21 protein-coding genes are annotated in these 24457 nt (G+C 67.2%); 6 read left to right on the top strand and 15 right to left on the bottom strand.

All coding sequences use genetic code 11. The features are described 5' to 3' along the window. Positions 1–478 precede the first annotated feature (478 nt). The 6 genes from rodA (C9412_RS12900) to C9412_RS12875 form a co-directional block, all read right to left on the bottom strand. The gene (gene rodA / locus C9412_RS12900) at positions 479–1573 is read right to left on the bottom strand and encodes a rod shape-determining protein RodA (RefSeq protein WP_107231984.1); all 1095 of its coding nucleotides are present in this window, start codon (positions 1571–1573) and stop codon (positions 479–481) included. A gap of 195 nt (positions 1574–1768) precedes the next feature. Next, positions 1769–2881: a rod shape-determining protein RodA gene (gene rodA, locus C9412_RS12895; RefSeq protein WP_107231983.1), complete on the bottom strand. Its 1113-nt coding sequence runs from the start codon at positions 2879–2881 to the stop codon at positions 1769–1771. Beyond that, positions 2878–4953, bottom strand: a complete 2076-nt coding sequence (gene mrdA / locus C9412_RS12890; RefSeq protein ID WP_107231982.1) for a penicillin-binding protein 2 — start codon at positions 4951–4953, stop codon at positions 2878–2880. Before mrdA ends, rodA (C9412_RS12895) begins: the two co-directional genes overlap by 4 nt. A 3-nt stretch (positions 4954–4956) precedes the next feature. Further along, on the bottom strand, positions 4957–5442 hold the full coding sequence (gene mreD, locus C9412_RS12885; RefSeq protein WP_107231981.1) for a rod shape-determining protein MreD: 486 nt from the start codon (positions 5440–5442) through the stop codon (positions 4957–4959). Then, positions 5439–6560, bottom strand: a complete 1122-nt coding sequence (gene mreC, locus C9412_RS12880) for a rod shape-determining protein MreC (RefSeq protein ID WP_107231980.1) — start codon at positions 6558–6560, stop codon at positions 5439–5441. The genes mreD and mreC overlap by 4 nt, the downstream gene beginning before the upstream one ends. Before the next feature lie 121 nt (positions 6561–6681). Next, complete coding sequence (locus tag C9412_RS12875; RefSeq protein ID WP_005411077.1) at positions 6682–7728, bottom strand: rod shape-determining protein; 1047 nt, start codon at positions 7726–7728, stop codon at positions 6682–6684. A 283-nt stretch (positions 7729–8011) separates the two neighbouring features. On the opposite strand from C9412_RS12875, the gene C9412_RS12870 reads away from it, so the two are divergent. Then, positions 8012–8950 carry a carbohydrate kinase family protein gene (locus tag C9412_RS12870; RefSeq protein ID WP_107231979.1) on the top strand — a complete coding sequence of 313 codons (939 nt, stop codon included), beginning with the start codon at positions 8012–8014 and terminating at the stop codon, positions 8948–8950. 222 nt (positions 8951–9172) lie between these two features. Here C9412_RS12870 and C9412_RS12865 read toward each other — a convergent pair whose 3' ends face one another. The 4 genes from C9412_RS12865 to ubiE all read right to left on the bottom strand — a co-directional run bounded on the left by C9412_RS12865 (position 9173) and on the right by ubiE (position 13525). Beyond that, positions 9173–9793, bottom strand: coding sequence for an HAD family hydrolase (locus tag C9412_RS12865; RefSeq protein WP_107231978.1), 621 nt, complete (start codon positions 9791–9793; stop codon positions 9173–9175). Next, complete coding sequence (locus C9412_RS12860; RefSeq protein WP_107231977.1) at positions 9793–10524, bottom strand: hypothetical protein; 732 nt, start codon at positions 10522–10524, stop codon at positions 9793–9795. Before C9412_RS12860 ends, C9412_RS12865 begins: the two co-directional genes overlap by 1 nt. Positions 10525–10651: 127 nt before the next feature. Next, on the bottom strand, positions 10652–12580 hold the full coding sequence (locus C9412_RS12855) for a M1 family metallopeptidase (RefSeq protein ID WP_107231976.1): 1929 nt from the start codon (positions 12578–12580) through the stop codon (positions 10652–10654). Between the two features lie 183 nt (positions 12581–12763). Continuing rightward, positions 12764–13525, bottom strand: coding sequence for a bifunctional demethylmenaquinone methyltransferase/2-methoxy-6-polyprenyl-1,4-benzoquinol methylase UbiE (gene ubiE, locus C9412_RS12850; RefSeq protein WP_107231975.1), 762 nt, complete (start codon positions 13523–13525; stop codon positions 12764–12766). Between the two features lie 79 nt (positions 13526–13604). On the opposite strand from ubiE, the gene C9412_RS12845 reads away from it, so the two are divergent. From C9412_RS12845 to C9412_RS12830, 4 genes are all read left to right on the top strand, one after another. Next, complete coding sequence (locus C9412_RS12845; protein ID WP_107231974.1) at positions 13605–14057, top strand: nucleoside deaminase; 453 nt, start codon at positions 13605–13607, stop codon at positions 14055–14057. A gap of 199 nt (positions 14058–14256) precedes the next feature. Beyond that, a complete protein-coding gene (locus C9412_RS12840; RefSeq protein ID WP_107231973.1) occupies positions 14257–14514 on the top strand; it encodes a hypothetical protein in 258 nt (85 codons plus the stop codon). 74 nt (positions 14515–14588) lie between these two features. Further along, positions 14589–14915, top strand: a complete 327-nt coding sequence (locus C9412_RS12835) for a hypothetical protein (RefSeq protein WP_107231972.1) — start codon at positions 14589–14591, stop codon at positions 14913–14915. A 74-nt stretch (positions 14916–14989) separates the two neighbouring features. Continuing rightward, a complete protein-coding gene (locus tag C9412_RS12830; RefSeq protein WP_107231971.1) occupies positions 14990–15412 on the top strand; it encodes a low affinity iron permease family protein in 423 nt (140 codons plus the stop codon). 216 nt (positions 15413–15628) lie between these two features. On the opposite strand, the gene smeF is transcribed toward C9412_RS12830, so the two are convergent. The 3 genes from smeF to smeD all read right to left on the bottom strand — a co-directional run bounded on the left by smeF (position 15629) and on the right by smeD (position 21440). Continuing rightward, positions 15629–17029 (bottom strand): multidrug efflux RND transporter outer membrane subunit SmeF, encoded by a 1401-nt coding sequence (smeF, locus tag C9412_RS12825; protein WP_146160161.1) that lies wholly within the window; start codon positions 17027–17029, stop codon positions 15629–15631. Between the two features lie 91 nt (positions 17030–17120). Beyond that, positions 17121–20243 (bottom strand): multidrug efflux RND transporter permease subunit SmeE, encoded by a 3123-nt coding sequence (gene smeE / locus C9412_RS12820; protein WP_107231969.1) that lies wholly within the window; start codon positions 20241–20243, stop codon positions 17121–17123. A gap of 12 nt (positions 20244–20255) precedes the next feature. Then, a complete protein-coding gene (gene smeD / locus C9412_RS12815; RefSeq protein WP_107231968.1) occupies positions 20256–21440 on the bottom strand; it encodes a multidrug efflux RND transporter periplasmic adaptor subunit SmeD in 1185 nt (394 codons plus the stop codon). Between the two features lie 208 nt (positions 21441–21648). Here smeD and smeT point away from each other — a divergent pair, with 208 nt between their 5' ends. Continuing rightward, the gene (gene smeT, locus C9412_RS12810; RefSeq protein WP_107231967.1) at positions 21649–22308 is read left to right on the top strand and encodes an efflux transporter SmeDEF transcriptional repressor SmeT; all 660 of its coding nucleotides are present in this window, start codon (positions 21649–21651) and stop codon (positions 22306–22308) included. Positions 22309–22389: 81 nt separating this feature from the next. Here smeT and hslU read toward each other — a convergent pair whose 3' ends face one another. Both hslU and hslV read right to left on the bottom strand, forming a co-directional pair. After that, a complete protein-coding gene (gene hslU, locus C9412_RS12805) occupies positions 22390–23763 on the bottom strand; it encodes an ATP-dependent protease ATPase subunit HslU (protein ID WP_107231966.1) in 1374 nt (457 codons plus the stop codon). A 103-nt stretch (positions 23764–23866) separates the two neighbouring features. Continuing rightward, positions 23867–24418 (bottom strand): ATP-dependent protease subunit HslV, encoded by a 552-nt coding sequence (gene hslV, locus C9412_RS12800; protein ID WP_005411093.1) that lies wholly within the window; start codon positions 24416–24418, stop codon positions 23867–23869. Positions 24419–24457 lie beyond the last annotated feature (39 nt).

Here is a 24457-nt window from a genome sequence, read left to right as displayed (position 1 = left end):
AGGGCTGGCCGGGTGGGTGGGCAGCGCGGGGACGCCGTAAACCCATCCATGGGGGCTTGGCCGCGGCATCCATGCCGCGGACACCCCGCACTACCCACCCACCCGGCCGCTGACAATTTTCGGGCGCGTCCACCCACGGAGAAGAAAAAGAAGGTCAAAAGCGGGTCGCGCGCTGCGCTTGCTCGTCAGCCGAGCATGGCTCGGCTCTACAGGAAGCAATGATGCAACCGGCCAAGCTGTTTTTTTTTGCTTTTGCTTTTGATCTTCTCTTTCTTCTCCGTGGGTGGCAGACCGCCAAAATCTGTCAGAGGGCGGTCGGGTTGGGTACGCGGGGGTGTCAGCCGCATGGATGCGGCTGCCAAGCCTCCACGGACGGATTCACGGCGTCCCCCGCGTACTCAACCCGACCGGCCCACCCGCGGCTTCTGCTATCCGCGACCACCTCCACCCACGAGGGGCTGCGCCGTTGGCTGGAAACCTATCCGCCGTGCACGGGCCGGTGCCCCCGCACCGCCATCACCAACCCGATACCGGCCAGCAGCGACACCGCCGAGGTCCCGCCGTAGCTGATCAACGGCATCGGAATGCCCACCACCGGCAGCAGGCCGGAAATCATCCCGCCATTGACCAGCACATAGACGAAGAACGCCAAGCCCAGGCTGCCGGCCAGCAACCGCGCGTGCGTGTCGCGCGCATGCACCGCGATCCACAGGCAGCGCCCGACCACGAACAGGTACAGCGCGAACACGCTGGCCACGCCGATCCAGCCGAACTCCTCTGCCAGCACCGAGAACGCAAAGTCCGTGGTGTACTCGGGCAGGAAATCCAGGGTGGCCTGGGTGCCCTGCCCCCAGCCGCGCCCGTCCCAGCCACCGGAACCGATCGCGATGCGCGACTGCAGGATGTTCCAGCCGGTGCCGAGCGGATCGGCCGCCGGGTCGAGGAAGGTCAGCACGCGATCCTTCTGGTATTGCCGCAGCAGGCCGAACCAGGCCAGCGGCGCGGCTACCGCCAATCCCGCCGCGCCAGTGGCCACCCAGCCCCAGTGCAACCCGGCCAGCAACAGCGCGAACACGCCGCTGGCGGTGACCAGCGTGGCGGTGCCGAGGTTGGGCTGCAGCAGGATCAACACGGCCGGTACGCCGATCAGCACGGCGGCGGTCAGCACCGTGCGCGGCGACGGGGGCAGCGGCTGGCGGTGCAGGTACCAGGCCATCATCAGCGGTAGGCTGAGCTTGAGCAGCTCCGACGGTTGCAGGTAGAACACGCCCAGATTGAGCCAGCGCTGCCCGTACTTGCCGGTGCCGATCACATACACCGCCATCAGCGGCAGCATCGACAGTGCGTAGATCGTCGGCGTCCACGCGCGCAGGCGCAGCAGCGGGACGCGCGACAACAGCCACATCGCGCCCAGGCCAGCGGCGAAGCGCGCCGCCTGCCCGACCACCGGCCCGGACACGCTGTGCAGCACTGCCAGGCCGGCGCCCATCAGGATCAACAGCGCGGCCAGCAACGGCAGGTCTATCGTGCGCACCGCCTCACGGCAGAGGCCAAGCAGTCGTTTCCATTCCACATGGGCACGGTAGCAATGCGTGCTTGCGTGAAGCTGTCAGGGCGGTGCCGCATTTGTAGAGTCGAGCTTGCTCGACTTGGGGCGTGTGTGCGCTTTACGAAGGGCAGCCGAGCATGGCTCGGCTCTACAAAAATCAGGAGCAGTCGAGCAAGCTCGACTCTACGCAAACGCGACGTCCGCGGAGGGCAGCGGCGGCTAGCCGTAGCCGCCGTGCACCGGGTTGTGGCTGCGCACCGCCATCACCAGGCCGAAGCCGGCCAGCAGCGATACCGCCGAGGTGCCGCCGTAGCTGATCAGCGGCATCGGCACGCCCACCACCGGCAGCAGGCCGGAAATCATGCCGCCGTTCACCAGCACGTAGACGAAGAACGCCAGCCCGGTGGCACCGGCCAGCAGGCGCGAGTACGAGTCGCGCGACTGGCTGGCGATCCACAGGCAGCGCCCGATCACCACCAGGTACAGCGCCAGCACGGTGGCCACGCCGATCCAGCCGAATTCCTCGCTCAGCACCGAGAACGCGAAGTCGGTGGTCTGCTCGGGAATGAAGTTCAGGTGTGACTGCGAGCCCTCGCCCCAGCCCTTGCCATCGAAGCCGCCGGAACCGATCGCGATCTTCGACTGGATGATGTTCCAGCCAGCACCCAGCGCGTCCATCTCCGGGTCCAGGAACATCATGATGCGGTCCTTCTGGTACGGCCGCAGCAGCCAGAACCAGGCCAACGGCGCGACTGCGGCCACGCCGCCCACGCCCAGCCCCACCCACCACCACGGCAGGCCGGCCAGCAGCAGCACGAACACGCCGCTGGCGGCAATCAGCACGCCGGTGCCGAAGTCCGGTTGCAGCATCACCAGGCCGGTCGGCACGCCGATGATGACCAGCGCGGTCAACACGGTGCTCAAGCGCGGTGGCAGCGGCATCTTGTGCAGGTACCAGGCCACCATCATCGGCAGGCTGACCTTCAGCAGTTCGGCCGGCTGCAGGTAGAAGAACTTCAGGTCCAGCCATTGCCGGCCGTACTTGCCGGTGCCGAGCACGAACACCGCCAGCAGCGGGATCATCGAGATCGCATAGATCATCGGCGTGGCTGAGCGGATGCGCAGGATCGGCACGCGCGAGATGCCCCACAGCGCCGCCATGCCCACCGCGAAACGTGCACCCTGGGCCATCACCAGGCTGTCGCCACCCGCGCTCTTCAAGGTGGCCAAGCCGATCACCATCAGCGCGCCCAACGCCAGGCACAGCACCCAGTCCAGCGTGCTGAAGAAGCGGCGCAGCATGTCGCCGGCCCAGCGCAGGAACACCTTCATCGTGCGGGCTCCGTGGCGGTCGGGCGCGGCGTGGCCGGCAGTGCGGCGGCAGCCGGTGTGGCCGGCGGCGGCGCGGGTGCCGGTGCGGGCGTCGGCACCCCCACCTGCACCGGGTGTTCGCCCAGCTGCGCGGCGCCCAGATCCCCGGCCTGGCGTGCGCCGGCGTCTTCGTTGTCGAACGCGGTGGCACCGATGGCGGTGGTGCCGCGCTCGCTGTCCAGCGGCTGCATGCCCTCGGGCATCTTGCCCAGCAGGTAGGCATCGAACACCTTGCGCGCGATCGGCGCCGCGGCCGAACCACCGTAACCGCCGCCTTCCACCGCCACCGCGATGGCGATCACCGGGTTTTCGACCGGCGCGAAGCCAACGAACAGCGCGCGGTGGCGCAGATGCATCGGCAGGCTCTTCGGGTTCACGGCTGCGGTGCCCTTGCGGCTGATGACCTGCGCGGTACCGGTCTTGCCGGCCATCACGTACGGCGCACCGACCGCCACGCGCCAGCCGCTGCCGCCGGGTCGCATGGTCGCCATCATGCCTTCGCGCACCGCCTGCACGTTGTTGGGGTTGGGGCTGACCGGCTTGCTTTCGCCCGGCGGCGTCGCGGTCCAGTCGCTGTCGAAGCCGTCGCGCTGCTGGATCACCAGGTGCGGGGTGCGCAGCTGGCCGTCGGCCAGGCCGCTGACGCCGCGCGCCAGCTGCAGCGGGGTGACCTTCCAGTCGCCCTGGCCGATGCTGATGTTGACCGTATCACCGGGGTACCAGGCTTCCTTGCGGCTCTTCCGCTTGTAGGTCGGCGACGGCAGGATGCCGCCGATCTCGCCGGTCAGGTCGATACCGGTCGGCTGGCCGAAGCCGTAGTACTCCATGTAATGGTCGAAGCGCTCGATGCCCAGGTCCAGCGCCAGCTTGTAGTAATAGGTGTTGACCGATTCGGCGATGGACTTGCGCAGGTCGGTCCAGCCGTGGCCGCCGCGATGCGCATCACCCCAGCCGCGGCTGGTGCCGGGCAGGTAGAACATGCCGGTGGACAGCACCTTGTCTTCCGGGCGGCGCACGCCCGAATCCAGGCCGGCCAGGCCGATCAGCGGCTTCAGCGTGGAACCGGGCGCGACACCGCCGAGTACCAGGCGGTTGAACTGCGGCCGCGACGGATTTTCGTTCAGCGCCTTGAAGTCGGCATGGGAAATGCCGTTGACGAACAGATTGGGGTCGTAGGACGGCAGGCTGACCATCGCCAGCACCTCGCCGGTGCGTGGGTCCATCGCCACCGCTGAGCCTTCCTGGTCGCCGAAGGCGGCCACCATGGCGCGCTGCAGATCGGCATCGATCGACAGCCGCAGGTCGGCGCCGGACTGCGCAGCGACACGGCCAATGGTGCGGATCGCACGGCCCTGCACGTTGGTCTCGACCTGCTCGTAGCCGACCTTGCCGCGCAGCTGCTGCTCGTAATAGCGCTCCAGGCCGGACTTGCCGATGTGGGTCAGTGCAGCATTGCCCTCGCCGAGGATCTCCAGATCCTTGTCGTCGACACGGCCAACGTAGCCGATGATGTGCGCGAACAGATCGCCGTACGGGTAGCGCCGGGTCAGGTAAGGCTCAAGCTCGACGCCGGGGAAGCGCCAACGGTCGACGGCGAAGCGTGCCATCTCCTCGTCGCTCATGCGCAGCTTCAGCGTGACCGGCAGGAACTTGCGGCGCGCCTTGCGCGACTTGTTGAACGCTTCCAGCTCTTCCGGGCTGATGCTGATGATCTTCGCCAGCCCTTCCAGGGTGGCCTCCATGTCCTTGACCTTGTCCGGGGTCACGTCCAGACGGAACGCCGGCACGTTCTCGGCCAGCAGGCGGCCGTTGCGGTCGTAGATCATGCCGCGCCCGGGCACCACCGGCCGCGGTTTGATGCGGTTGGCTTCCGAGCGCGTGGCGTAGACGTCGTGGTCCAGCACCTGCAGCTTGAAGTACCAGCCGCCCAGGCCCAGCAGGCACACCAGCACGCCCAGGAAACCCAGCGCCGCGCGGCGGCGGAACTGTTCGGCTTCAGCGTGCGGGTTCTTGACCTGGCGGCGCGGGATCATGGCTCAGCGCCCGCGCTTGCCGAAGCGCACCGCGTCCAGCAGCACGAACACCAGCGGCCACAGGCCCATGCCCAGCAGCGGCGCCCACCAGTACGACCACGGCAGGGTCGGCTCATCCACCACGATGTGGACCAGCGCGCTGACGATGCGGTCGTTGAACAGCAGGCCGCCGATGGCCAGCATCTGCTGCGACATCGGGAAGAAGCGGATGCGGGCACGGAAACGCTGCAGGATGAAGGCCAGCATCACCAGCCGCAGCGCCTGTTCACCGAGCACGCCGCCGTACAGCAGATCGGCCACCACGCCGCTGGCGAAGGCGATGCCGAGGCCGACGCGTTCGGGCGTCTCGATGACCCAGTAGGCCAGCACCAACGCCAGCCAGTACGGGCGCAGCGGTTGCAGCAGCGCAGGCAGCGGCAGCAGGCCCAGCAGCAGCGCGATCACCAGGCTGGCCGGCAGCACCCACGGATTGTCGCGCAGGCGGCTCATCGCTGGGCCTCCGGAATGACCGGGGTCGGTTCGACCGGTTGGGGTGCGTGCGGCTCCGCCGACGGATCCGGCGCCGCTGGCGTTGCCGCCGGTGCCGTCGCCGCCGGTCGGCGGAGCGGAGCCGCTGCCGGGGTTGCAGGGGCCGTTGCAGGAGCGATGGATGCAGCCGGGGCCGAGGCCGCCGGCGCGGTGGCGGTCTGCGCCGGCAGCGTCGCGCCATCGGCGGGCCCACCTGGAGCAGGCGCTTCCAGCTGCAGGCGCAGCTCCGGCGGAATCCGGATCGCCGCACCCGGGCGCAGCAGCAGCACGTCGCGGCCGCGGTCGAGCTGGGCCGCCGGCTTCAGTTCGCCGACCAGGAAGGCATGGGTATCGTCCGGACGCAGGCCGGTGATGGTGCCGACCGGGAAGCCGGCCGGGAAGCGGCCGCCGAGGCCGGAGGTGACGATCTCATCGCCCACTTCCACCCCCGCGCTGAGCGGGATGTCGCGCAGCTCCAGCGTATCGCCGCGACCATAGACGATCAGGCGCACGCCGTTGCGGGCCACGGTCACCGGCACCGCATGGTCGGGATCGGTCAGCAGCAGCACGGTGGAGGTGCCGCCGGTGACGCCGATCACCTGGCCCATCAGACCGCCGGCGTCGATCACCGCCTGGCCGACGTGCACGCCTTCGCGGCTGCCGGCGTCGAGCACCAGGCGCTGCTTCACCGGGTCCAGGTCGATGTCCAGGATCGGCGCCAGCTGTACGTCCAGGCCACTGCGCTCGGCCACGTTCAGCAGTTCGCGCAGCTGGGCGTTGTCCAGCGCAGCGGTCTGCAGGCGGGTCAGGCGCGCGTTGGCCAGCAGCAGCTGGTTGCGCAGTTCACGGTTCTCGGTGACCAGCTGAGTGTGGCTGGCCGCGGAATCCTTGACCTGGTTGCCGAGCTTGCCGGGCAGGCCGGCCAGCGCCCACACAGGCTGCACCAGGCTGTTAGCCTGCTCGCGCAGGCGCGCCAGCCAGCCGGCCTGGTCGTCAAGGACGATCAGGGTGATGGCCAGCGCGAGGTAGGCCAGCAACCGCAGGGGGCTGGCGGCATCACCGGATCGGGAGGCAACGGGAGGACCGGCGTAGGGCGGCACGGCAACGATTCAACTGGCAGAAGGCGGAAGGGAAACACGCGGACGCCCCGCCGGTGCCGGCCCGCCATCGCGGCGGGCCGCACCCCGGAAGGGCGCGGCGGGCAGGAACGGCCGGGACGGCTTATTCCGGCGCAAAGAACTCGTTGCCGTGCATGTCCACCAGCTCCAGCGCACGACCGCCACCGCGGGCCACGCAGGTCAGCGGATCGTCGGCCACCTGCACGTGCAGGCCGGTTTCCTCGGAGATCAGGCGGTCCAGGTCGCGCAGCAGGGCACCACCACCGGTCAGCACGATGCCGCGCTCGGCGACGTCGGCGCACAGTTCCGGCGGGGTCTGCTCCAGCGCCAGCTTGACCGCGCTGACGATGCCCGACAGCGGCTCGTGCAGGGCTTCGAGCACCTCGTTGGAGCTGATCTTGATCATCTTCGGCACGCCCTCGGCGAGGTTGCGGCCGGAGATTTCCAGTTCCTGCACTTCGGCCTGCGGGTAGGCACAGCCCAGTTCGACCTTGATGCGCTCGGCGGTGGCTTCACCGATCAGCATGCCGTGGTTGCGGCGGACGTAGTTGGTGATCGACTCGTCGAAGCGATCGCCGCCGATGCGGACCGAGGCCGAATAGACGATGCCGTTGAGCGAGATCACCGCCACTTCGGTGGTGCCGCCGCCGATGTCGATGACCATCGAACCACGGGCTTCGGTGACCGGCATGCCGGCGCCGATCGCGGCAGCCATCGGCTCTTCGATCAGGTACACGTCACGGGCACCGGCTTCCTCGGCCGATTCCTTGATCGCGCGGCGCTCGACCTGGGTCGAACCGGCCGGCACGCAGACCAGCACGCGCGGGCTCGGGCGCAGCACGCGCGACTTGTGCACCTTCTTGATGAAGTGCTTGAGCATCGCCTCGGTGTAGGTGAAGTCGGCGATGACGCCGTCCTTCATCGGGCGGATGGTGGTGATGTGACCCGGGGTACGGCCCAGCATCTGCTTGGCTTCGGCGCCTACGGCTGCCACCGAGCGGGTGCCACCGATGGCACGGTCCTGGCGCACGGCCACGACCGACGGCTCGTTCAGCACGATCCCCTGCCCGCGCACGTAGATGAGGGTGTTGGCCGTGCCCAGGTCGATGGACAGGTCGTTGGAGAACATGCCACGGAGTTTCTTGAACATCTGAGGAAGGAGTCCTGAGGGGTGTCGTGCCCGCCGCGGGATGGCGAAAAAATGGGCAGAATTCGAGGCCGACAAGCCTAGCAACCCGCCTGCCGCCGAGCAAGGAAAAAACTAGCTGAACCCGCGTCTTGACAGGCTTTCGGCCGGATCGGGCATCACCCGGTTCTGGCCCTGAGCGGCACCAGCGGGTAACCTTTGCGCCGTCGGGCGCCCAAGGGCGCCGTTTGCTTGCCTGCTGAACCGGGCCGGCCCACCCCAAAATTCACCGCATAGGCTTACATCGATGTCCGCTCTGATCTGTGGTTCTCTTGCCTTCGACACCATCATGGTGTTCCCGGACCAGTTCAAGAATCACATCCTGCCGGACAAGGTGCACATCCTGAACGTGTCCTTCCTGGTCCCGCGCATGCGCCGCGAGTTCGGCGGCTGCGCCGGCAACATCGCCTACAACCTGCACCTGCTGGGCGGCCAGCCGATCCCGATGGGCACCGTGGGTTCGGACTTCGGCCCGTACCGCGAGTACTTCGAAGGCCTGGGCATCGACCTGTCGCGCGTGCGCGTGATCGATGAGCTGTTCACCCCGCAGGCGTTCATCACCACCGACCACGACAACAACCAGATCACCGCCTTCCACCCGGGCGCGATGATGCGTTCCTACGAGAACCACGTGCGCGGCGTGCCCGGCGTGACCCTGGGCCTGGTCGGCCCGGACGGCCGCGAGGGCATGATCCAGAACGCGGTGGAATTCCACGAGGACGGCATTCCGTTCATCTTCGACCCGGGCCAGGCCATGCCGCTGTTCAACGGCCCGGAGCTGCGCGCCTTCATCGAACAGGCCGACTACGTGGTGGTCAACGACTACGAGTCGAACCTGCTGCAGGAGCGCACCGGCTGGGACGAACAGGAAATCGTCAGCCGGGTGAAGGCCTACATCACCACCCGCGGCCCGAAGGGCGCGGTCATCCACACCCCGGAAAAGAGCTACGACATCCCGCCGGCGCACGAGCGCCGCGTGGTCGACCCGACCGGCTGTGGCGACGCCTTCCGCGCCGGCCTGATCTACGGCATCCAGAAGGGCTACGACTGGCTGACCATCGGCCGCATGGGCAACCTGATGGGCGCGCTGAAGGTCGAGCACCCGGGTACCCAGAACCAGCGCTTCACCTTCGATGAGTTCAACGAGCAGTTCAAGCAGCAGTTCGGTTACGCGTTGAACGCGTAACCGAACTGCCCGCGCATCTGCCCGGCGGGTGTCGACCTGGGTCGACACGCTGTGCCCTGGCAGGTGTCGACCTTGGTCGACACTGCCGGCCAGCGGCCGGCACTACCGGAACTTTCGACCGACACGGTGCCTGCTCTCTGTAGAGCCGAGCCCGCGCTCGGCTGGCACGTGCCAGCGCGGTCTGACCGCAGAGCAGCCGAGCGTGGGCTCGGCTCTACACGGTCATGCGGCCTGCCACGCCGCCAGCAGCGCGCGGCAATCGGCGAAATGCCAATCGGCGCTGCCCGGCCACGGGTTTTCCGGCAGATTGACCAGCACCGTACGGGTGCCTGCAGCACGGCCGCACTCCAGGTCATAGCCGTGATCACCGACCATCACCATGTCCGCGGCCGCCACGCCCCAGCGCCGCCGGTGCTGCTGTAGTCCATCCGGCGAGGGCTTGGGTATCGCTTCGTCGCGGCCGATGATGTCGGCATCGTCGAACAGCGCGCCGACTCCGATCGCCTCCAGCGTCAGTTTCGCCAGCGCGTGGTCGTTGCGGGTCAGGATGCCCAGCCGGCAACCTACGCCAGCCAGCGCGCGCAGCAGCCTCACCGCGCCCGGCGCCGGCAGCGCGCCCTCGGCCAGCGCGCGTTCGTGATCCAGCAGCCATGCGCGCTTGGCCTGTGCCGGCGCGTCCGGCAGTGCCGCGATATGGTCGAGGATGTCTTCCTCGGCGGCGATCTGCAGCGCACGGCGGATCGCGGCGAAATCATGCACGGCCACGGTCAGCGTGCCGTCCATGTCAAACACCCAGTGGCGGATCGCGGACAACGCCTGCACGGCACTGCCCGCCGCCGCCATTACTGCCACCACTGCGGCATGCGACTGGCGTCGACGCCACCGGTCTCGAACACCGCCGTGCGGGTACCACCGGCCTTGACCGGGAATTCGATGCTGATCGACTTGCCCTTGCGCGCCAGCTTCCACAGCGCCTTCTGGTCGGTGATGAACAGCGCGATGGCTTCATCGGTCTTCGGGCGCCAGGCCGCCATCGACACCGGCTTGCCATCGTCCACGGTCACTTTCACCGTGCACTGCGGGCAGCGGAAATCGCCGGCCTGCAGCACCAGGTAGGCGTGCCGCTTCCACTCCGGATGGTCGCGGAACACCAGCTGCACCGGTTTGGCACCGCTGCCATCCACGTCCACGCGCTCCTTGCTGAAAATCTGCGCCGAGATCTGGTGGCCCTTGTTGCCCACCGGAATCTGGTTGTACTGCCACAGCCCCTGCATGCGGCGCAGATCCCGCGCAGCATCGCCCTTGGCCTTCACTTCATCGAATCCGGCGGCGATGCGCTCGGCGGCGGCGGTGTCCTTGTACTGGTCCAGCAACGAGGCGCCATGCAGCCGCGCGCGCTCCCAGTCCTGCGCGGCCACGGCCATGTCGTACTGCTTGGCCACGTCATCGGCCTTGGCCTCCTTCTGCGCCTGCACGGCCGCCGCGGCGGCTTCCTGCGCCTTGCGCTCTTCCTCGGGGTTGCTGCAGGCGGCCAGGGCCAGGGTACAGGCGGTAAGCAGGATCAGTCGTTTCATGGCGGAGGTCCTATGCGAGTGCATCCCGATTCTATCGGCAGCGAAAAGCGGATACACCAACGGCGGGTTTCCCCGCCGTTGGTGGTGAAGCAGTGACCGGTTGCCGGCCAGCGGCCGGCACTACCGCTTACTTGGCTTCAGCCTTGGCCAGCATGTCCTGCACCGAGGCAGTCGTGATCGGGTGGTAGCCCGGCTTGGCCTTCTCGAAGGCCTGCTTGGCCAGCTCCAGCCCCTTCGGGGTCTTCACCAGTTCGGCGTAGATCGGCATGATCAGCTTGCGACGGCCGACGCGCTCGATGAATGCAGCCGCGCCTTCATTGGCCTGCTCGTAGCCGCTGCGGATCGCCAGCGGGTACCAGCGCATGGCGATCTCGCCATTCGGGGTGCCGGTGAAGTGGAAGGCCTTGTCCAGCGTGGCCAGCTTGTCCAGCGGCTGGGTCGCGCCCAGGCCGTCGATGAAGCGCACCCATTCCTGGGTGCTCCAGTCGGCGATGACCTGGCTGCTGGGCACCGTGCCGGCGCTGGCAAAGGCGATGCGCGCGGTATCGACGCTGCTGAAGTTGCGCGACTGCGCCTTGGCCGCAAACGCCGGGATGCCCGGCTCGTCCAGCCACGCCTTCAGTTCGGCCTCGGTCACTGCCGACGGGTTCTTCGGCAGCAGGTTCTTCTTCATGTAGTCGACGAACTGGTCGGTGTTCGCGCTCTGGAAGGCGTGGTCATCGAACCAGCCACGCAGGAACGGATCGAAGGTCTCGCGGCCGAAGCGCTGTTCCAGGAACTCCAGGAACCACGAACCCTTGACGTAGGCCACCTGGCTGAGGGCTTCGTCGGGGTCACGCTCGTTCAGCGGCGGCAGCGCCAGCGCCTGGTCGGCCGGGCTCATGTCCTTCACTTCGGCCAGCAGATCGGTCTGATCGATCTGCTTCTCCATCTCGGCCATTTCCTTGCCGTACAGGGCTTCGGTGATGCGGCCCTGGACGTAGGTGGTGAAGCCTTCGTTCAACCAGATGTCCTTCCAGCTGGCGTTGGTCACCAGGTTGCCCGACCAGCTGTGCGCCAGTTCGTGGGCGACCAGCGAGACCAGCGACTTGTCGCCGACGATCACGGTGGGCGTGGCGAAGGTCAGGCGCGGGTTTTCCATGCCGCCGAACGGGAACGACGGCGGCAGCACCAGCATGTCGTAGCGGCCCCAGCGGTATTCGCCGTACAGCTTTTCGGCGGCACCGATCATCTTCTCGGTGTCTTCGAATTCCTTGGCGGCCTTGTTGACCATGGTCGGCTCGGCCCAGACGCCGGAGCGGCCGGAGATCGGCTCGAACACCAGGTCGCCGGCGGCGATGGCCAGCAGGTAGGACGGAATCGGCTGCGGCATCTTGAAGGTGTAGTCACCGTCACGCGCGGCCTTGGGATCGTTGTCGGCGCTCATCAGCACCATCACGTCCGGGCGCGAGACCACGTGCGCGCTGTAGGTGAAGCGCACGCTCGGGGTGTCCTGCAGCGGCACCCACGAACGGGCGTGGATGGCCTGCGACTGGCTGAACATGAAGGGCAGCTTCTTGCCCTCGGTCATCGACGGCGCCAGCCACTGCAGGCCCGAGGCGGTCGGTGCGGTGTGGTAGCTCACTTCCACCTTGGCCGGCTGTTCCGGGGCCTCGATGGTCAGCTTGCTGCCGAACACCTTGTCGACCGGGGCCAGCTCGAACTTCAGCGGGCTGCGCGCGCCATCGGCGGCGACGGCCTCGACCTTGGACACGGTCAGCTCGCGGGTGTCGAGCACCAGCTGCTGGGCGTCCTTCTGCTTCCATTCCAGGGTGTAGGTGGCGGTGCCGCCAATCTGCTTCTGGTCGAAGTCCAGCTTCAGATCCAGCGCGATGTCCTTGATGACGACCTTGTCCGGCTCGGCGTACGAGCTTTCGTCGTGGCTGCGGTTCTCGGCGTTCACGGGGGCGGCAGGGGCCTTTTCGGCAGTCGGAGCGGCGGCGGGCGCGGCCGCCTCCTGGGAGCAGCCGGCGGCCAGGGCCACGGCCAGCGGAAGGAGGATCAGCGGATTACGCATGAATCGGGACCGTTACGGGGATCAAACCCCAATGGTACCTCCGTCCGGCCCCGCAGGCGTTGCGCGGTGCGGGGTAATGGCGGGCACAGCGCCGGTAGTGCCGGCCGCTGGCCGGCAACCCCGTCACCCGGTAATTGGCCGCGCAGATGCCGGCCAGCGGCCGGCACTACCGGAACACCGGGATTACAGCTTGTAGCCGGAATGGATCGAGACGATGCCGCCGGTCAGGTTCTTGTAGTGGCAGCGCTCGAACCCGGCCTGCCCCATCATCGCCTTCAGTTCGTCCTGCGGCGGGTGCTTGCGGATGCTCTCGGCCAGGTACTGGTAGCTGTCCGCATCGTTGGCAAACAGCTTGCCCAGCTTCGGCAGGATCCTGAACGAGTGGAAGTCGTAGATCGGCTTGAACCAGTCGGCGGTGACTTCGGAGAACTCCAGCACGCGGGCCTGGCCGCCCACCTTCAGCACGCGGTACATCTCGCGCAGGCCGGCGTCCTTGTCGGTCACGTTGCGCAGGCCGAAGGCGATGGTGACCAGATCGAAGCTGTTGTCCGGGAACGGCAGGGCTTCGGCATTGCACTGCACGTAGTCCAGGCCCAGCACCAGGCCGCGGTTGGTCAGGCGGTCGCGGCCGACCGACAGCATGCCGGCGTTGATGTCGCCCAGCACCACCGAGCCCTCGGCGCCGACACGTTCCTTCAGCAGCGCGGCGATGTCGCCGGTGCCGCCGGCCAGATCAAGCACGCGGTCGCCCGGCTTCACCTGCGCGGTGGCCACGTAGTAGCGCTTCCACGCCCGGTGCACGCCCAGGCTCATCAGGTCGTTCATCAGGTCGTAGTTGCGCGCGACCGAGGTGAACACCTGCCCGACCAGCTTCTGCTTGTCCTTGGCGGCGACGTCGCGGAACCCGAAATGGGTGGTACCGGCTTTGTAGGGGGATTCGCTCATGGACCGATTATCGCACCGCCGGGAGCCAGCGGCACCCCCTGCCCGTATCATGGCCAGCCACGACTTACCGGAGCCCCGCATGATCACCACGCCCGACTACCAGGCCCTGCTGCAGACCGCCATCGCCGAAGCCCGCCAGGGCCTGGCCGAAGGCGGCGTGCCGATCGGCGCGGCCCTGTACCACAACGACGGCCGCCTGCTCGGCTGCGGCCACAACCGCCGCGTGCAGGAAGGCGACCCGTCGGTGCACGGCGAGACCGATGCCTTCCGCAAGGCTGGCCGCCAGCGCCGCTACCAGGACACCATCATGGTCACCACGCTGGCGCCGTGCTGGTACTGCTCGGGCCTGGTGCGCCAGTTCAACATCGGCACCGTGGTGGTGGGCGAATCGCGCACCTTCCAGGGCGGCATCGACTGGCTGCGCGGCAATGGTGTCAACGTGATCGACCTGGACAGCCAGGAATGCGTCGATCTGCTCGGTGGTTTCATTGCGCAGCATCCGGAGATCTGGAACGAAGACATTGGCGAATGAGCACCGCGCAGTGTGCCGTTGAATCCGCTTAATGAACCCTTCAGCGCCGGCACAGCCTTGTGCCGGCAGCGTCTTCGCCCGGTGATGTGCGCCAGCGCACAGTCATCTGCAGGCGTTGCACACGCACCGCTAACATGCCGCCTACCAGGGACGCCTACGGTGGGGTGACCGGGGCCCCCTGTCCCGGCGGAGCCAGCCCATGTGCGCGCACGCCGTCTGTCCCCTGCCCGAGCCGGCCCTGGCCGGCATCCGCGAACGATTGATGCAGCAGTTCGTCCTGTATCGCAGCAGCGCCGCCTTCTGGAGCGCGTTCCAGGGCATGCAGGAGGAAGTCACCCGCGATCACCCGCGCGATCACGTGCGGCTGTGCAACGCGATGGCCGACATCGCCCAGGAGCTCGGCGCGGTGCCGCAGGCCCAGCTGATCGATGGCAACACCGGCTGCACGCCGCGCTGACGCGGCATGCACCGGTGCCTACGCCACACTGCGATCACCCCCCACTCCCATCCACCTCAACCGATTGGATCGTCATGCACGCTGAAGTCCCCGCCATCCCCCCGGTCATCAATGTCGACGCCGAACTTGACCACTGGCGCCGCCAGCATGCCGACGGCGCGCTGCCGCACAACTCGTTCGGTTCCTACGTGCCGTGGATCAAGTTCGCCTGCGATTCGCTGATCACCCAGCCACGCGCCAGCAATGCCCAGCGCGATGAGATGTTCCAGACCCAGTACGCGCTGCAGATCATGCCGCGGCTGAGCGAAGCCCAGGCACGCGAGTTCGTCGACCGCTGCTGGCAGCATGTGTATCAGACCAGCCGCGTGCGCCTGCAGGACGCCCCGCGCCTGCGCGCCTGAGTCTCGTCCGGGACTGCACGGCTTCTGCACGAGGCACTGCCGATCATCCTCGTCACTTGGGTGGGACGACGACGATGAAAGCAAGGAACCTGTTCAACACGATCGCCAAGAAGGCGGCAAGCGCCACCGGTTCGCCATGGACCTTCCTGGCGGCGGTGGCGATCGTGGTGGTGTGGGGCGTGACCGGCCCGCTGTTCCACTTCAACGACACCTGGCAGCTGGTGATCAATACCGGCACCACCATCATCACCTTCCTGATGGTGTTCCTGATCCAGCACACGCAGAACGCCGATACCGCGGCGATGCAGATCAAGCTGGACGAGTTGATCCGGGCCACTGCCGAGGCCAACAACGAACTGCTGGACCTGGAAGAGATGGACGAGGAGCGGCTGGAGGAGATCCGCGCCGAGTACGAGCGCATGGCGCGCGAAGCCGGCGACGCACTGGTTCGTGTGCGCGCCTGCCGCGCCGCACCGCGCGATGATGAAGCGGTGTAAACCTACCCGCCGGTAGTGCCGGCCGCTGGCCGGCAGATGCACGATCTCCGATGATCCAATGCGTTGCCGGCCGGCGGCCGGCACTACCCGCGTTCGTGCCAGCCGCCGCCCAGCACCTTTTACAGCGGTGTAACCCTACCCACCGGTAGTGCCGGCCGCTGGCCGGCAGATGCACGATCTCCGATGATCCAACGCGTTGCCGGCCAGCGGCCGGCACTACCCGCGTTCGTGCCAGCCGCCGCCCAGCACCTTGTACAGGGTGATGCGGTTGGCCTGCTGCGCCAGCTTCGCCTGCAGCTGCGTCTGCTGCGCGCTGTAGGCGGTACGCCGTGCGTCGAGCAGGGTCACGAAGCTGTCCAGGCCGGCGTCGTAACGCGCCTGCGACAGACGGTTGGCCTGCTCGGCCGCGTCGACCAGACGTGCCTGTGCCCCCACCTGCTCGTCCAGGCTGACGTTCAACGCGAGTGCATCGGCGGTCTCGCGGAAACCGATCTGGATCGCCTTCTCATACTGTGCCAGCGCGATATCACGATCGGCGTTGGCGATAGCCAGGTTGGCGCGCAGCTTGCCACCCTGGAAGATCGGCAACGTGATCTTCGGCAGGAAACTCCACACGCGCGTGCCACTGTCGAACAGGTTGGACAGTTCGTTCGAGCCGCTGCCGATGCTGCCGGTCAGCGAGATGCTCGGGAAGAACGCCGCGCGTGCTGCACCGATGTTGGCGTTGGCGGCCAGCAGCTGGTGTTCGGCGGCCATGATGTCCGGGCGCTGCAGCAGCACGTCGCTGGGCAGTCCGGCTGGCGGCGGTGCCAACGCCAGCAGCTGCGGCTCGATGCTGTCCGGCAACAGCGCCGGATCGAGCTGGCCACCGGCCAGCAGGGCCAGCGCGTTGCGGTCCTGGGCCAGCTGGCCGCGCAGGCGTGCGGCATCGGTGCGCGCGGTTTCCACCAGCGTGCGGGTCTGGGTCAGCTCCAGCGCTGAACTACCACCGCGTTCGTGGCGGGCTTCGGCCAGGCGCAGCGAGTCCTCGTAGGTCTTCAGCGTGGCCTCGGCGATCTTCAGCTGCTGCGCGTCGGCCCCGTAGGTCAGCCACGCGGTGGCGGTCTCGGCCACCAGGCTCAGCTGCGCGTTGCGGCGGTTGGCGGCCACGGCGAAATACTGCTGCAGTGCGGCCTCACTGAGATTGCGCACGCGACCGAACAGGTCCAGCTCGAAGTCGGCCACGCCGACACCGGCGCTGAACTGCTCGGTGACACCGGCGTCGGTGCCGCGGCGGTCCATCTGGCCGGTAACGGCCACGCCGGGCACGCGGTCGGCGCGCTGCACGCGGTACTGGCCACGCGCGCGCTCGACATTGAGCACGGCCACGCGCAGATCGCGATTGTTCTGCAGCGACTGGTCGATCACCTGCTGCAGTCGCGCATCGGTGAAGAAGTCGCGCCAGCCGACGGTGGCGACATCGGCCACCTGGCCCTGCGCCGCTTCAGCCGGCCACTGCGCCGGAATCGCCGGGGCGACGGCGGTGTCTTTCGGGACCAGTGTGGAGCAGCCGGCCAGCGCAAGCGCGGCGGTGATGGAAAGGAACAGGGATGCACTTTTCATGGGAATGACTTCCATCGGTACTGCCGGAAGGCAGGAGGTGATGCCGGCCAGCGGCCGGCACTACCGTTTCGATAACGCCAGCCTGGGGCCGGCGCAACCGTTTCGATTACGTCGTGGATTTGCGCTTGAACACGCGTTGCACCACCACGAAGAACAGCGGCACAAAGAACACGCCGAGCACGGTGCCGACGATCATGCCGCCAAGCACGCCGGTACCGATCGCCTGCTTGGCGCCGGAGCCGGCACCGGTGGAGATCGCCAGCGGAACCACGCCCATGCCGAACGCCAGCGAGGTCATCACGATCGGGCGCAAACGGTCGCGCACGGCGTGCATGATCGACTCGATCAGGCCGGCGCCCTTCTCCAGGTTTTCCTTGGCGAACTCGACGATCAGGATCGCGTTCTTGCTGGTCAGGCCCACCGTGGTCAACATCGCCACCTGGAAGTAGATGTCGCGTTCCAGGCCCTTGAAGGTGTTGGCCAGCACCGCGCCGAGAATACCCAGCGGGGCCGCCAGCAGCACCGCGGTCGGCACGCTCCAGCTCTCATACATCGCGGCCAGGCACAGGAACACGATCATCAGCGACAGCGTGTACAGCAGCGGCGTCTGCGAGCCGGCCTGGCGTTCCTGGTAGGACATCGCCGTCCACTCGATGCCGAAGCCTGCCGGCAGCTGCTTGGCCAGCTGTTCGATCTCGGCCATGGCATCACCGGAGGCGACACCCGGGGCCGGTTCGCCCTGGATTTCCATTGCCGACACACCGTTGTAGCGTTCCAGGCGCGGCGAACCGTAGTCCCAGCGCTTGCTGGCGAACGCACTGAAAGGCACCATCTCGCCCTTGTCGTTCTTCACCGACCAGAGATCGAAGTCCTCCGGCACCATGCGGAACGGCTGGTCGGCCTGCACGAACACGCGCTTGACGCGGCCGCGATCGACGAAGTCATCGATGTACGAGCTGCCCCACGCGGCGGCCAGGGTGCCGTTGATCTGGTCGATCGACAGCCCCAGCGAGGTCGCCTTGGCCGCATCGATATCGATACGGAACTGCGGCGTGTCTTCCTGGCCGTTCGGGCGCACGTTGGCCAGCTTCTTGCTGCCGGCGGCGAGGCCGAGCAGTTGGTTGCGCGCAGCCACCAGCGCCTCGTGGCCCTGGCCGCTGTTGTCCTTCAGGAAGAAGGTGTAACCCGAAGCGGTACCCAGCTCCGGAATGGCCGGCGGCGGGAAGGCGAAGATGAAGGCATCCTTGATCTGGCCAAGTGCCGCCATCGCGCGACCGGTGATCGGCATCACGCCGTTGTCGGCGTCACGCTCGCTCCAGTCCTTCAGCTTGACGAAGGCCATGCCCGCGTTCTGGCCCATGCCGGCGAAGCTGAAGCCCTGCACCGAGAACACCGAATCCACCGCATCCTTTTCGTTCTGCAGGAAGTGGTTTTCCAGTGCCTGGATCGACTCCAGCGTACGTTCCTGGGTGGCACCGACCGGCGCCTGCACCAGCGCCATCAGCACGCCCTGGTCTTCGTTGGGCAGGAACGAGCTGGGCAGGCGCACGAACAACACACCCATCAGCACGAACAGTGCCGCCACGATGCCCATGAACCGCCACGGGCGATGGATGATGCCGCGCACGCCGCGCTGGTAGCTTTCGCTGGTGCGGTCGAAGCCGCGGTTGAAGCCATTGAAGAAGCGGCCGGCCAGGCCACGGTGGGCGACATGGTGCTCGCCCTTCTTCAGCGGCTTGAGCATGGTCGCGCACAGCGCCGGGGTCAACACGATCGCCACCAGTACCGACAACGCCATCGCCGAGACGATCGTGGCCGAGAACTGGCGATAGATCACGCCGGTGGAGCCACTCATGAAGGCCATCGGCACGAACACCGCCGACAGCACCAGGCCGATGCCCACCAGCGCGCCGGTGATCTGGCCCATCGACTTGCGGGTGGCCTCCAGCGGCGACAGTCCTTCCTCGGACATGATGCGTTCGACGTTCTCCACCACCACGATGGCATCGTCCACCAGCAGGCCGATGGCCAGCACCATCGCGAACATGGTCAGCATGTTCACCGAGAAGCCGAGCATGGCCAGCACGCCGAAGGTACCCAGCAGCACCACCGGTACGGCGATGGTCGGGATCAGCGTGGCGCGGAAGTTCTGCAGGAACAGGTACATCACCACGAACACCAGCACGATCGCTTCGATCAAGGTCTGCACCACGCCCTTGATCGACACGCGCACGAACGGCGTGGTGTCGTACGGAATCTCCGCCTTCAGCCCGGCCGGGAAGAAGCTCTTCATGTCTTCCAGCGCGGCGTCCACGCCGGCGGCGGTATCCAGCGCGTTGGCGCCGGTGGCCAGGGTGACGGCCAGGCCGCTGGCCGGCTGGCCGTTGTAGCGGGTGACGAAGTCGTAGGATTCGGCACCCAGCTCGACGCGGGCCACGTCGCCCAGGCGCAGCTCGGCACCGTCCTGCGCGCCGCGCAGGATGATGTTGCGGAACTGTTCGGGGGTCTGCAGGCGCGACTGCGCGTTGATGGTGGCATTGAGCTGCTGGCCCTTCACCGACGGCGCACCGCCGAGCTGGCCGATCGCCACCTGGGCGTTCTGCGCCTGCACCGCGGCGGTCACTTCGGCAACGGACAGGCCGTAGGTGTGCAGCTTGTTCGGGTCCAGCCAGATGCGCATGGCGTACTTGCCACCGAACACCTGGATGTTGCCCACGCCCGGCACGCGGCTCAGACGATCAACGACATTGGAACCGACATAGTCGGCGATGTCGTTGGCGTCCATGCTGCCGTCCTCGGACACGAACGCGATGACGTTCAGGAAGCCCGAGCTGGACTTGGCCACGTTGATGCCCTGCCGCTGCACTTCCTGCGGCAGCAGCGGCATGGCCAGCTGCAGCTTGTTCTGCACCTGCACCTGGGCGATGTCCGGGTTGGTGCCGCTCTCGAAGGTCAGGGTGATGGTGGCCTGGCCGTTGGACGAGCTGTTGGAGGAGAAGTAGATCAGGCCATCAAGGCCCTTCATGTTCTGCTCGATGATCTGCGTCACCGAGTCCTCGACCACCTTGGCCGATGCACCCGGGTAGGTGGCGCTGATTTCCACCGCCGGCGGTGCGACGTTGGGGTACATCGAGACCGGCAGCTTGAACAGGGCCAGGCCGCCGGCGAGCATGATGATGATGGCGATGACCCACGCGAAGATGGGTCGATCGATGAAAAAGCGTGCCATGGGGTTCTCCGCTTACTTCGCGTCGCCGGCCGGGGCCGCAGGCTGGGCGGCGGCAGCCGGCTTGGCCGGTGCTGCGCCCTTCTCGGTGGCCTTGACCGGCATGCCGGGGCCGATCTTCTGCAGGCCTTCGACGATGACCTTGTCGCCGGCCTTCAGGCCGTCCTCGACCAGCCACTTGTCGCCGACCGTGCGGCTGACCTTGACCGGGCGCACTTCGACCTTGTTGTCCTTGCCGACCACCATCGCGGTGGTGTCGCCCTTCGGATCGCGCGCGATGCCCTGCATCGGTACCAGCACCGCATCGCTGCGCACGCCGCCGCCGATTACTGCACGCACGTACATGCCCGGCATCAGCAGGCCGTCCGGATTGTCCACCTTCACGCGCAGCGCGAAGCTGCCGGTGGCCGGATCGACGCTGACTTCGGAGAACTCCAGCGAGCCCTTGTGCTCGAAGGTGCTGCCGTCTTCCATCAGGATGCTGACCGGCAGCGTCTGGTTGTCCTGCAGGCGACCGGCGGCCAGTTCACGGCGCAGCTGCAGCAGCTCGGCCGAGGACTGGGTCAGGTCGACATAGATCGGGTCCAGCTGCTGCACGGTGGCCAGTGCCGTGGCCTGGCCGGCGCTGACCAGCGCACCCTGGGTGACGCTGGACTTGCCGATGCGGCCGCTGATCGGGGCGGTGATGCGGGCATAGCCAAGGGTGACGTTGGCCGCATCCAGCGAGGCCTTGGCGGCGCCGACGTCGGCCTCGGCCTGCTTCTGCGCAGCCACGGCGTTTTCCAGATCCTGCTGGCTGACCGCATCGACCTTGGCCAGCTCGGTGATGCGCTTGGCGCTCAGGCGGGCGGCGTTGGCGGTGGCTTCGGCGCGGGCCAGCTGGGCACGGGCGCTGTTGGCCTGGGCACGGTAGCTGGCGTCCTCGATCTGGTACAGCGGCTCGCCGGCCTTGACCATGCCGCCTTCGGTGAACAGGCGCTTGGCGACGATGCCGTTGACCTGCGGGCGCACTTCGGCGACCAGGAAGGCGTTGGTACGGCCCGGCAGTTCGCGGGTCAGGCCCACGGTCTCGGACTTCAGCGTGACCACGGTGACGTCGCCCGGGCCCTGCTCGGGGGCCTGGGGTTGGCCGCCGCAGGCAGCCACGGCCGCGGCGATGGCCAGCGACAGCGCGATGGGTCGGATTCGGCTCAGCAACATGACGGAAAGGCTCTCAGGGGAAGGAATCTCAAAACGCGCTGATACAGGCCGAAAGCGCCAGCAGGCAACGCTCACCGGCGGGGAGCAGCAGCCGGCAACGGCCTGCCACGCACACGGCGGGAATGATGGGACGGAAATATACATACATGCGTGTTTGTTTGTAAACCGGTACAATTCAGCCACGTTTCACCCGCACTCGTACCCACCCATGGCCCGCAAGACCAAAGAGGACACCCAGGCAACCCGGGAAGGCATCCTTGACGCCGCCGAAGCCTGCTTCCATGAACACGGCGTGGCCCGTACCACGCTGGAGATGATCGGTGCCCGCGCCGGCTATACCCGTGGCGCGGTCTACTGGCACTTCAAGAACAAGGGCGAGGTGCTGGCCGCGATCGTCGAGCGCGTGCACCTGCCCTTCATGCAGGAACTGGAGCGCACCTCCAGCGACCAGCGCGACACCCCGGTGCATGACCTGCGCGCGGTGATGATCCACTCGTTCATCGAGCTGTCCGAAGATGAGCGCCTGCGCAAGACCATGGAGATCATGCTGCGCAGCGATGCCTCGGCCGATACCAAGGTGCTGACCGAACTGCAGCAGGCCGGCTTCCGCGATGCGCTGGAACGGATGGAGCGCGCCCTGCGCCGTGCGGGTGATCTGGGCCAGCTGCGCGACGGTGCCGACCCGAAGATCGCTGCGCGCATGCTGCACGCGACGATCCTCGGCGTGCTGCACGGCGCGATGGTCGAGCCGGACCTGATGGACCTCAAGCGCGACGGCATGCTCGCGCTGGACATGACCCTGGCCGCCTACGTGAAGGACGGCGTGTTCGTGCCGGGCACGGTGCCCGAGCCACTGCCGGAAGCGTGAGGGCACAGGGGGCAGAGCCCTCGCCAGGGCGAGGGATCCGACCCCTCAAACAAAAAGGCCGCCTTTCGGCGGCCTTCTGCATTACAGGATGTAGCGGCTCAGGTCCGGGTCCTGCACCAGCTCACCCAGGTGCGCATCGACGTAGGCGCTGTCGATCGCCAGGGTTTCACCATCGCGGTCCGGCGCCTCGTAGCTGAGCGAATCCAGCAGGCGCTCCAGCACGGTGTGCAGGCGGCGCGCGCCGATGTTTTCCTGGCGCTCGTTCACCTGGAAGGCGATCTCGGCCAGGCGCTCGATGGCATCGGCGGTGAAGCTGACCTTGACGCCTTCGGTGGCCAGCAGCGCTTCGTACTGCTTGGTCAGCGCGGCCTTCGGTTCGGTCAGGATGCGCACGAAGTCGCCCTTGCTCAACGCGCCCAGCTCCACCCGGATCGGGAAACGACCCTGCAGTTCCGGAATCAGGTCGCTGGGCTTGGCCAGGTGGAACGCACCGGAGGCGATGAACAGGATGTGGTCGGTCTTGATCGTGCCGTACTTGGTCGACACGTTGGAACCTTCCACCAGCGGCAGCAGGTCGCGCTGCACGCCTTCGCGCGAGACATCGCCGCCGCCCACGTTATCGCCGCGCTTGGCCACCTTGTCGATCTCATCGATGAACACGATGCCGTGCTGCTCGCAGGCTTCGATCGCCGCAGTGCGGATGTCGTCCTCGTTGACCAGCTTGCCGGCCTCTTCTTCCACCAGCAGCGGGCGTGCGGCCTTGATGGTCAGCGTGCGCTTGTGCGCCTTGGCACCGCCACCGAGGTTGGCGAACATCGACTTCAGCTGCTGGCCCATTTCCTCCATGCCCGGCGGGGTCATGATGTCCATGCTCACGTTCGCGGCCAGGTCGAGCTCGATCTCGCGCTCGTCCAGCTCGCCGTTGCGCAGCATCTTGCGGAACTTGATGCGGGTCTCGTTGTCCTGCGCCGACGGCTCGCTGCGCGCCACTTCCGGATCGAAACCGATGCCACCACTACGACGCGGCAACAGCGCATCGAGGATGCGGTCTTCGGCGCGTTCTTCGGCCTGGGTACGCACGCGCACCTTGGCCTGCTCGCGGTACAGCTTGACCGCGGTATCGGCCAGATCACGGATGATCTGCTCGACGTCCTTGCCGACATAGCCCACTTCGGTGAAGCGGGTCGCTTCGACCTTCACGAACGGCGCGTTGGCCAGCGTGGCCAGGCGGCGCGCGATCTCGGTCTTGCCGACGCCGGTCGGACCGATCATCAGGATGTTCTTCGGCATCACTTCGTTGCGCAGTTCGGCCGGCAGCTGCATGCGGCGCCAGCGGTTGCGCAGGGCGATGGCCACCGCGCGCTTGGCGTCGTGCTGGCCGACGATGTGCCGGTCCAGTTCCTGCACGATCTCGCGCGGGGTCATGGTGGCGGAGGAAACTTCGATCTTCGACATGGATGTGCTCACGGATGCGTTGTCGGTAGTGCCGGCCGCTGGCCGGCAACCAGGCACGGGTGCGGGGGCTCACGAGGTTGCCGGCCAGCGGCCGGCACCACCCTCAGAGCTCTTCGACCACCACGTTGCGGTTGGTGTAGATGCAGATGTCCCCAGCAATGCCGATCGCTTCGCTGGCAATGGTGCGTGCATCCAGTTCGGTATGCGCCATCAGCGCGCGGGCGGCCGACAGGGCATACGAACCACCGGAACCGATGGCGATGATGCCGTCCTCCGGTTCGATCACATCGCCGGTGCCGCTGATGATCAGCGAGGTTTCCTTGTCGGCCACTGCCAACAGGGCTTCGAGCTTGCCCAGGCGGCGCTCGGTGCGCCAATCCTTGGCCAGTTCGACCGCGGCACGCTGCAGCTGGCCGTGCTTTTCCAGCTTGGCCTCGAACAGCTCGAACAGGGTGAAGGCATCGGCGGCGGCGCCGGCAAAGCCAGCCAGCACCTGGCCGTCACGGCCAAGGCGGCGCACCTTGCGCGCATTGCCCTTCATCACGGTGTGGCCCAGCGTGACCTGGCCGTCGCCGGCAATGGCCACGTGCTCGCCGCGACGGACGCAGACGATGGTGGTGGCGTGGAAAACGTTGGGGTTCTGACTGGGGTCCATGATGCCTCCGGGGTGACAGAACCAGAGGTGGGGACTGCC

Origin of the sequence: Stenotrophomonas sp. Nf1, assembly GCF_003028475.1 — a bacterium.
In the GTDB taxonomy this organism is placed as follows: Bacteria; Pseudomonadota; Gammaproteobacteria; order Xanthomonadales; family Xanthomonadaceae; genus Stenotrophomonas.
Note: the sequence above shows the minus strand (reverse complement) of the source record. Positions and strands in the feature narration are given on the sequence as shown.